Raw genomic sequence first — 10134 nt, forward strand, 5'->3', positions numbered from 1 at the left:
CTTTCTGTGTTATACTTACGCTGACACGACAAGCGTAACTATGTTGGTATTTGAGGCAAAACTTGAGGGGACGAAGCAACAGTACGAGAGGCTAGACGAAGCCATCCGCACCGCTCGCTTCGTTCGCAATAGCTGTCTGAGATACTGGCTCGACAACTTGGGAATCGGCAAGTACGAGTTAAGCGCCTACTGCGCTGTCCTAGCCAAAGAATTTCCTTGGGCTGCTAAACTCAACTCTCAAGCGCGTCAGGCTTCTGCCGAAAGAGCTTGGTCTGCAATTGCGCGGTTCTACGACAACTGCAAAAAAAGCACACCAGGGAAAAAGGGCTTCCCGCGTTTTAAAAAACATCAGACGCACGACTCTGTTGAATATAAAACAACAGGCTATAAGTTGTCGGATGATAGACGTACTATCACTTTCACTGATGGGTTTGAAGCCGGAAGTTTTAAGTTGTGGGGAACTCGCGACTTGCACTTCTACCAATTAAAGCAGCTTAAGCGCGTGCGTGTTGTTCGTAGAGCCGACGGTTACTACGTTCAGTTTTTGATCGACCAAGAACGACTAGAAAAGAGAACGCCAACTGGTAAAACACTAGGTTTGGACGTTGGTTTGACTCACTTCTACACAGATTCAGACGGTCAAACAATTGAAAACCCGCGTCATCTGAGAAAGTCCGAGAAAGCTCTCAAACGACTGAATCGGCGTCTTTCGAGAACAAAAAAAGGCTCCAAAAATAAAGCCAAAGCAAGAAACCGATTAAGTAGAAAACACCTCAAAGTAAGTAGACAACGTAAAGATTTTGCCGTGAAATTGGCAAGATGCGTAATCCAGTCTAGCGACTTGGTTGCCTACGAAGATTTGCAGGTGCGAAATATGGTCAAAAATAGAAAGCTAGCTAAATCTATTTCGGATGCTGCATGGTCTGCTTTCCGTCAATGGTTGGAATATTTCGGCAAAGTGTTTGGAGTGGTAACAGTTGCTGTACCACCGCACTACACTTCGCAAAATTGTTCTAACTGTGGGGAAATCGTCAAAAAGTCTTTGAGTCAAAGAACGCACCGCTGCCAACATTGCGGTGTTGTACTCTTACGTGACTGGAATGCCGCAATCAACATACTTGAGTTAGGACTTCGTACCGTGGGGCACACGGAAACGTTAAACGCCTCTGGAGACATCGACCGCTGCATTGGTGAGGCAACTCCTCAATGTAAGTCGAGTCGTGGAAAGAGGAAGCCTAAACAGTGATGTTTAGAATCCCCGACCGTTTACGGCGGGGAGGATGTCAATAAATTTGATTGTAACCGATACAGCAATTCTAGCGCGATAATCCGCAACGGATCGTCTGTTGCTAAAGCGCTTAATTGGGAAATAGCCCTTTGCTGCACTCCCCCTTTGCCCAAAATCCTCAACCACAGAGTTTCTGGAGTTTCGGGCAACTGGTGAATCGCCACAATTGCAGTCCGCAAAGATTCCCCCAAGAAATAAATTCCCTGCATCCAATTCTCTGTGTCTGGTATCGCATTAAAGCTATCTACCAATGCTTTCGATGCTGTGGGCATCGATCGATTTTAGATTTTAGATTTTAGATTTTAGATTGAAGAAAGTGAAGTACACATCGATTTCTCCGACTTCTGAAGTCACATCGCGGCCGATATTAACCGTTCCGAGCGGTGACAGCAATTCCTCCAGGTATTCTTTGGCAAAGAGATCGTGAATAAATCGCGTCATAGAAATTATTTCAAACAGTAAATATATCTTTTAGCCGTTTTCTCACCCATTCTACAGGATTTTCATCCTCTTCTGCTGCATCTACCAATTCCATTTCTCGCAATAATTGCTGTCTCTCGCTGAGTTCTTCTTTGTGTTTGACTATTTCTTTAATAATCTGTTCAGATAAATCCGGTCGTTCAGTTAAAACTTTCTGGAAACCTTCTTTATTGATGGCAAACAAAATTGTTTCTTCCAAAGCTCTTACCGAAGCAGTTCTGGGAATTCCCAACATCAAAGAAAGTTCCCCGAAAAACTGACCAGTGCCGAGGTTATTCAGGTGTTTGTCAATAGCTTCTACAAAAACTTCTACTGAACCTGAAAGAATCATGTAAAAAGCATCTCCGGGGTCGTTTTCGTGAAACAAATATTCTTGCGATCGCAGCCGTTTCCGGTATCCAACTTCAATCAATTGCCGCAATTCAAGGTCAGTCAGGTTTTCAAAGTATTCCACCTCTCGTAGCAAACAGCTAAGCGACGATGGCTTTTTCAGTTTCTCTGCAAAAATAGGCGGTTTTTGCTCATTTTCTGAGTAACTGTTCGGGAGGTCAATTGCAGTTTCTTTTTTGTTAAACATGGACAACAGAACTTCGGGATTTTGCAAATAAATTTCACGGTCATTGAACGGAAATTCGATTTTATGCTGGCGGAAATTGTATTCAATTGCAAAATTCAAAGAACTTTTAATTATTTCTCTTTCAGTCGGCTTGTCCGTCCAAACTAAAAGTTCAAATTTAAAACTATCATCACCAAACTCGACAAACAATACTTTCGGATTCGGTTCGTACAATACTCCAGCTTCTGCGTAAGCAATATTTAACAGAGTTTCTGTCACTAACAGGGGGTTACTATTCTCGGCTACTTCTACGGGAACTCGCAGACAGAGTAGGGAATTTTCGTAACTCCAGTTAACAATTTTGTTGCTAATCATTTTGCTGTTGGGAACAATGACGCTAGAGTCTTCAGTAGTTTGGATGATGGTCGATCGAATCGAGATTTTTTTGACGATTCCCATTAATCCTTCTAATTCCACAAAGTCTCCGACTTTAACCGGCCTGTCTAAAAGCAGCGTTAAGCCGCTGACAAAATTAGTTGTTAAATCTTGGATTCCGAAGCCAATTCCGACTCCCAATCCCCCCGCAACTACTGCAAAAGAAGCGAGGTTGAAGCCGATGCTTTGGATGGCGACTATTACTCCCAAAGCTACTATTAAATACCCAATAATTACTGCGATGGCTTCCCTGTTTCCCTCGTCAATTCCCAGTCTGACGAGCAAGCGTTCCTTCAGGAAATTCGTAAATGAGCGTGCTATGACAAGGATAGCCATAAACAACACTATTAGTTCTACCAGTGACTGCAGGGATACTGGATTGTCACCTATTTTAAATAGGGTAGCTGTAAATATTTGCGATATCTGTGTCAACACTTCTTCTGGTATTGTATTCAATTTAAATTCCGGGAATAAGGTTTTTTGTGTGGTCATTTTTAAGGAGAGGAGTAAAAAATAAAGTCCTCAGTACCCAATGTAAAAATCAAATACTGAACTCGTTATCATAAATTTTAACCTATTTTTATGGTAAAAAAACTTAAGTCGTTACATAGAGATGTTGTTCCTCATACTACGCAGTTATCCCTATTGCCAATTTTTCGGATACTTGGTCTTCGCAGGCCTGCGGTTAGTGTGCCACTTTTTCGCGTTCCGAGAGCCGACTCATCTATTATTAAAGCGCTCTAGTAACTTTAGTGAACCTTAACTCGATTCGAGTTTATCATACTCTCCACTATTTTTTTTTTAAGTCCCGTTATCAAGTTAAGCAGGGATTATTCAATGACTCTTTAAGTGGACAAGTCAAATATCCAAGTATTACAATGACTTTAACTGGTGGGAGAGATATTGCTATTACTCTGCCAGTTGCGTCCGTTTTATGTATTATCTAAGTAAAAATTTAACGGATCTAGCTAAAATTGATAACGTTTCAAGAATACTTGGCATTCTACCGATATGGGGGACGAAATATAACTTAATCGCATTTGTCAATCCGTAATTTTACTTAAAATATTGCTTGTTTAGGAGTGGAAAATTGGCGATTTGAGGGTAGGTGGACATCAATATGGCGCGAGACATGATTGCTCGATCGCCCAAATCAAAGTTGTCCACCCAAAACCTGAGTAAAGGCTGAGCATAATTACTGATTGACAAATGCTTCCCTAGGTTAAGTTGTCATCAATGTTCTACCGATAGGATTGATTAGCAATAGAATTGATGAGAAATAGAAATACTTGGCGATACATCCGAATAATTAAAAAACATAGTGTCGCAAGGGATACATATCTCGCAGATTGAAAGCCTAATAGTCGCGCTACTGAACGTTTTATTCAGTACCCAAATTGGAGGCAACGAAAACCTTGCGATCGCACAATTGGACAGAAGTTCTAGAATAAAAGCTGAAATGCACGAGCCAACATGAGCAAATTCCCACCAGAGAAAACCCAACCGCCACAGCAAGAGAGCACAACAGCAGAGGTATGGCGACAGGCTCACTTCGAGGCTTTTTTTGCTGCTGCGAATGCCGGACTGATGATTTTAGACCGCCAACTCCGGTACGTCCAAATTAACGAAGCTATGGCCGAGATCAATGGCATTTGTGTGGCAGATCATATTGGTAGGTCGCTGTGTGAAGTGCTGCCAGAATTGGCTGCGAATCTGGGACCAATTTTGCAAGAAATTCTGGATACGGGCCAGCCAATTCTCGACTATGAAGTAGTGGGTGAAACTCCGAGACAACCGGGCCTCCTGCGCTACTGGCAAGCATCTTACTATCCTTTGCGGGATGAAAATGACCTGGTTTTTGGTGTTGGTGCCCTTGTGATTGAAATTACCGATCGCAAGCGGGCAGAACAAAAGCAGGCACGACTGACGGCCATTTTGGAAGCAACTTCCGACTTAGTAGGAGTTTCTGATACGACAGGGCATAGCGTCTATCTCAACAAAGCCGGACAGGAAATGCTGGGGATGTCCCCAGAGGAAGCACGAGCTTCGTTTAGTATAGATTCTGTGTTAGCTCCCTCAGCAACGGCAAAATTCCACAACGAAGTAATTCCCACCGCCTTGCGAGAGGGTAGGTGGACTGGTGAAACTCTGTTTTTGTCATGCGATGGGGAAGAAATTCCAGTCTCCCAGGTTTTGATCGTTCACAAAACCGCAGCGGGTGAAGTCGAGTTTATCTCCACTATTGCGCGGGATATTCGCGATCGCAAAAAAGCAGAGGAAGAACGGCAATTGCTCGCTACAACGATCGAGAACAGCCGTGACTTTATTGGCGTTGCCTCAATGGATGGTCGCCCGATGCTAGTGAATCAGGCTGGTCTGGATTTGGTGGGACTCAGCAGTTTGGACGAAGCCAAAACCAAACACATGAACGACTTTTTCATGGCAGAAGATTTGGACTTTGTACAGCAGTTTATTATGCCTGCAATAATGCAAGAGGGAAGTTGGCGGAGTGATTTCCGCTTCAGACATTTCGTGACAGGTGAACCCATCGCGGTAGATTACACCCTATTTTTGATCAAAGATCCAGAGACTAATGAACCCATAGGAATTGCCACTATTACGCGGGATATTCGCGATCGCAAAATCGCAGAAGATGTCCTGAAACAAAGTGAAGAAAGATTTCGTTCTTTGATCGAAGCTACCGCTCAAATTATTTGGATCGCTAATGCTGAGGGCGAATTGGCCAGCGAGCAACCTACTTTATGTGCATTTACAGGACAGACATTTGATGATTACAAGGGAGGGGGTGGGCTCAACGCTATCCATCCAGACGATCGCTCGTCTATTGCCACTGCCTGGTCAACTGCTGTTGCTAATCGATCGTTCTATGAAGTTGAATTTCGTATGCGTCGCTATGACGGGGAATATCGCTACATGAGTTGTCGTGGTGTCCCAATTCTGAACGCGGATGGTTCAATTCGGGAATGGATTGGGGCTAATACAGATATTACCGATCGCAAGCAAGCAGAAGAAGCTCTGCGCCAACAGCAAGCTGCGCTGCGCGATCGCAACGTCTTGCTGAGCTCTATTTTGGAAAGTACGCCAGACATAATTGTGGTTAAAGACCGGGAAGGCCGATATGTTGCCCTTAATTCCGAGGTCGCAAAATCCTTTTACGGTAGACCCATTGAGGAAATTATCGGTAAAGATGATTCGGAACTCCTTCCTCCGGCTGCCGCCGTTGCAATAATGGCAAAAGACCGCCAGATCATGGAAGCAGGCCTTACTGAAAGCTACGAAGAAGAGGTTTTCAATGGTAAAGAGAATACTTCTTTTTTAACCACAAAAGCCCCTTGGCGGGACGCTCAGGGCAATATTATCGGCCTGATCGCCATAGCACGAAACATTAACGATCGCAAACAAATGGAAGCAGAGTTGCGCGATCGTAATGCACTGCTCAAATCTATTTTGGAAAGTACACCAGACTTCATTGTCGTTAAAGATCGGGAAGGTCGTCATGTTGCCCTTAACTCCAATTTGGCAAACTTCATAGGCAAGCCCATTGAGGAAATCATCGGCAAAGATGATTTGGAATTACTGCCGCCTGACACGGCCCGTGCAATTATGGCAAAAGATCGCCAACTCATGGCAGCAGGAATCACTGAGAGTTACGAGGAAGATGTCTTTCATGGTGAGACCACCGGGACTTTTTTTACTACAAAAGCTCCTTGGCGGGATGCTAAGGGTAATATCCTGGGCATCATCGCCACAACACGAGATATTAGCGATCGCAAAAAAGTCGAGCAAACACTCCGTCAAACCCTAGAAATACTAGACTTAGCCAGCGATGGTATCATTATTCGGGATATGGATGACCGCATCATATACTGGAACCAAGGTGCAGAAAAGCTCTATGGTTGGACAAAAGCCCAAGTAGTCGGGGAGTACATTCACACCTGCTTGGAAACAGCCTTTCCTAAACCGTTAGAAATCGTAAGGGCAGAGTTTTTCCAGCAGGGAAGTTGGGAAGGAGAAGTGCAGCACACCACCAGCGATCGTCGGCAGATTATTGTGGCAAGTCGCTGGACATTACAGCGCGATGGGGAAGGAAAGCCTTGTGCCCAACTCGAAATTAATAATGACATTAGCGATCGCAAACAAGCAGAAGATGCTATCAAACAAAGCGAAGAACGCTATCGATCGCTAATAGTTGCCACATCCCAAATTGTCTGGACAGCGGATGCTGAAGGAAGATGCCCGGATCTACCGAGTTGGAGAGCTTACACCGGACAAACCGAAGCTGAGGTAATTGGTTTTGGCTGGTTAGATGCAATTCACCCGGACGATTCCGAACGAACCAATCAAGTCTGGCTCGAAGCAGTGCAAACGAGAAGCCTGTATGACATAGAATATCAACTCCGCGGAGCGGATGGAAACTATCGTTATTTTCAAGTTAGAGGGGTGCCAATTCTGAATGAAGATGGCAGCATCCGGGAGTGGGTTGGCACTTGCACCGATATCCACGATCGCAAACAAGCGGAATTCGTAATGGCAAAAGCCAGGGAAGCCGCAGAAGCAGCTAGTCGGGCAAAAAGTGAATTCCTTGCTAACATGAGCCATGAATTGCGGACTCCGCTTAATGGCATCATGGGCTACGCGCAGATTCTTCAGCGTTCCAAAGTCTTGAATGAAGAAGAGCGATCGCGCATTGATGTTATTTATCAGTGCGGTTCCCATTTACTGACCTTAATCAATGATATTCTCGACTTGTCGAAGATTGAAGCACAGAAAGTGGAACTAATGCCCACGGATTTTCATTTCCCGGCGTTCCTGCAAGGTGTCGCAGAAATGTGTCGTATCCGAGCTGAACTAAAGGGAATTCACTTTCATTTTCCATCAAGCCCCGAACTGCCGATCGGGATTCGTGCGGATGAAAAACGCTTGCGACAAGTCTTAATTAATCTTTTAAGCAACGCTATTAAATTTACGGATGAGGGCAGTGTTACTTTTATAGTCAGTTTTGCCACAGAAGAAAAAATTCGCTTTGAAATACGCGATACAGGTACCGGCATTGCACAGGATCAACTCCAAGCTATCTTTCAGCCCTTCGAGCAGGTAGGCGATCGCAGACGGCAGACGGAAGGCACGGGATTGGGACTGGCAATTAGCCAAAGGATTGTAGAACTAATGGGCAGTACCATTCAAGTTCAAAGTGAGATTAATGTTGGCAGTATTTTCTGGTTTGATGTCAATCTATCTCAAGCCGATGAATGGGTTAAAACATCTCAAATCGACCATCGCGGGCAGATTATCGGCATCAAACACCGCCAACCTAAGATTGTGGTTATTGATGACAAATGGGCTAACCGTTCGGTCATTAGCAATTTGCTCAGTCCGCTCGGCTTTGAGGTGTCTGAAGCGAACGATGGGCAGGAAGGCTGGGAAAAAATTCTAGAAGTGCAGCCAGATTTAATTGTTACCGATTTATTAATGCCCGAACTCGATGGCTTCGAGGTGATTAAGCGGGTTCGAGAATCGGAAAATTTCAAAGACACCGTTATTATTGTCTCTTCTGCCAGCGTATTTGAAACCGATCAATACAGAAGTTTAGAAGCAGGAGGTAATGCCTTTATTCCCAAACCTATTCAGGCAACAGAGCTCCTGCAAAAATTACAACAGTATCTGGATTTGGAATGGGTTTATGAAGCTAATGAAGATCCACAGGCGATCGCATCAGACACCGATGAGCTAATTCCCCCGCCTGCTACACAAATGGAAATGCTATACGAACTGGCTATGAAGGGAAATTTCCTAGAAATAGTTAAGCAGGCGGTATTACTGGAACAAATAGATCCCCAATACATTCCCTTTGCTAAAAGATTGCATCAAATGGCAAAAGACTTTCAAGACGAAGAGATTTTAACGTTTATTCAGTCCTACAAGTAAGGTTTATGAATTCAGAAATTCAAGCAAATGGTACAATCCTTATAGTTGATGACAATTCAGCCAACTTGGGTGTCTTATCTGATGCCTTAAGTCAGGAAGGATTTGAAGTTCGGGTCGCGAAATCTGGAAAGATGGCACTAGAGCGAGTCAAATATGCTCTCCCAGATCTAATCTTGCTAGATGTCATGATGCCAGAAATTGATGGATTTGAAACCTGTCGTCGATTACAGGCTAATCCAGAAACTAAACAGATTCCCATTATATTTATGACTGCGCTCTCGGATACGGCTAATAAAGTTGAGGGTTTTAAGCTTGGGGCTGTAGATTATATTACCAAACCTTTCCAACAGGAGGAAGTATTAGCTCGCGTCAAGCTGCATTTAAAGCTTCATGTTTTAACTGAGAAGTTAGAAGAAAATAATACATTATTGGAGCAAAAAGTTTTAGAAGTGAGCCAAGCCTATGAAGATTTAAAACAACTGCAACTTAAGTTAATTCAAAGCGAGAAGATGTCCGGATTAGGGCAAATGGCGGCTGGGATTGCTCATGAAATAAACAACCCTATAAATTTCATCTCTGGCAATCTGGGTTATGCCCAAGAGTACGCTCACAACTTACTAAAAATAATACATCTCTATCAAGAAGATTATGTAAATCCCACCCCTCGGATTCAAGCAGCAATGGATGAAATAGAACTGGAATTTGTGGAGGAAGATTTTATCAAAGTTCTTAACTCAATCAACTTAGGAACGCAGCGCATCCAGGAGATTGTTAAGTCTATGCGAATCTTTTCTCGCCTAGATGAGGCAGAGGTGAAATCTGTAAATATTCATGAAGGAATTGATAGTACACTCACCATCCTGCATCATCGTTTAAAAGCAAAACCAGAGCATCCTGAGATTGAATTAATAAAAAAGTACGGTCAGCTTCCACCAGTAGAATGTCATGCCGGACAATTAAATCAAGTGTTTATGAATATTATTTCCAATGCCATTGATGCTTTAGAGGAATCGAATCAGCAGCGTTCTTTTGCAGAAGTGAAACAACACAAGAACCGCATTCAAATTGCTACAAAAGTAATTGATGAGAATTGGGTGGCTATTCATATTAGTGACAACGGTCGGGGAGTTTGCGAAAGTTTAAAGCCGAAACTATTTGACCCTTTTTTTACCACGAAACCTATCGGTAAAGGAACTGGGTTGGGGTTATCTATCAGTTACCAAATTATCGTTGAAAAGCATGGGGGCAGATTATACTGCCAGCCTGGATTAGGAAAGGGAATAGAATTCGTCATTGAAATTCCTATTCGGCAGCAAGCTTGTAAAGCTGCTTAGTTTCCTGGTACAATGTCTCTTAGGAATGAGAATTAAATAACTTCCACTCTTGAAAGTGGGATGGGCGTCCCGCCCGTCATGAGTGGACGGGCGGG

The 10134-nt window shown here is 43.6% G+C and carries 6 protein-coding genes; 3 read left to right on the top strand and 3 right to left on the bottom strand.

Annotated elements, in window-relative coordinates:
- The first annotated feature begins 40 nt into the window (after positions 1-40).
- The gene (locus QT973_RS15750; RefSeq protein ID WP_333055397.1) at positions 41-1246 is read left to right on the top strand and encodes a transposase; all 1206 of its coding nucleotides are present in this window, start codon (positions 41-43) and stop codon (positions 1244-1246) included.
- A gap of 20 nt (positions 1247-1266) precedes the next feature.
- Here the strand turns inward: QT973_RS15750 and QT973_RS15755 are convergent, their stop codons facing one another.
- The 3 genes from QT973_RS15755 to QT973_RS15765 are packed head-to-tail and all read right to left on the bottom strand — an operon-like array spanning position 1267 to position 3251.
- Complete coding sequence (locus QT973_RS15755; protein ID WP_333055396.1) at positions 1267-1560, bottom strand: hypothetical protein; 294 nt, start codon at positions 1558-1560, stop codon at positions 1267-1269.
- Between the two features lie 16 nt (positions 1561-1576).
- Positions 1577-1729, bottom strand: coding sequence for a hypothetical protein (locus tag QT973_RS15760; protein ID WP_333055395.1), 153 nt, complete (start codon positions 1727-1729; stop codon positions 1577-1579).
- Between the two features lie 10 nt (positions 1730-1739).
- A complete protein-coding gene (locus tag QT973_RS15765; protein ID WP_333261306.1) occupies positions 1740-3251 on the bottom strand; it encodes a mechanosensitive ion channel domain-containing protein in 1512 nt (503 codons plus the stop codon).
- A gap of 981 nt (positions 3252-4232) precedes the next feature.
- Between QT973_RS15765 and QT973_RS15770 the strand changes: the two genes are divergently transcribed.
- On the top strand, positions 4233-8705 hold the full coding sequence (locus QT973_RS15770; RefSeq protein ID WP_333391669.1) for a PAS domain S-box protein: 4473 nt from the start codon (positions 4233-4235) through the stop codon (positions 8703-8705).
- A gap of 5 nt (positions 8706-8710) precedes the next feature.
- Entirely contained in the window at positions 8711-10039 is a 1329-nt protein-coding gene (locus QT973_RS15775) for a response regulator (RefSeq protein ID WP_333055391.1), read from the top strand.
- Positions 10040-10134 lie beyond the last annotated feature (95 nt).

The organism is Microcoleus sp. Z1_A1, from assembly GCF_036700305.1.
GTDB lineage: Bacteria > Cyanobacteriota > Cyanobacteriia > Cyanobacteriales > Microcoleaceae > Microcoleus.

Bases quoted from the DNA above. Each gene is read 5' to 3' on its own strand.
- QT973_RS15750 (WP_333055397.1), top strand. From the start codon at position 41: ATGTTGGTATTTGAGGCAAAACTTGAGGGGACGAAGCAACAGTACGAG.
- QT973_RS15755 (WP_333055396.1), bottom strand. From the start codon at position 1,560: ATGCCCACAGCATCGAAAGCATTGGTAGATAGCTTTAATGCGATACCA.
- QT973_RS15760 (WP_333055395.1), bottom strand. From the start codon at position 1,729: ATGACGCGATTTATTCACGATCTCTTTGCCAAAGAATACCTGGAGGAA.
- QT973_RS15765 (WP_333261306.1), bottom strand. From the start codon at position 3,251: ATGACCACACAAAAAACCTTATTCCCGGAATTTAAATTGAATACAATA.
- QT973_RS15770 (WP_333391669.1), top strand. From the start codon at position 4,233: ATGAGCAAATTCCCACCAGAGAAAACCCAACCGCCACAGCAAGAGAGC.
- QT973_RS15775 (WP_333055391.1), top strand. From the start codon at position 8,711: ATGAATTCAGAAATTCAAGCAAATGGTACAATCCTTATAGTTGATGAC.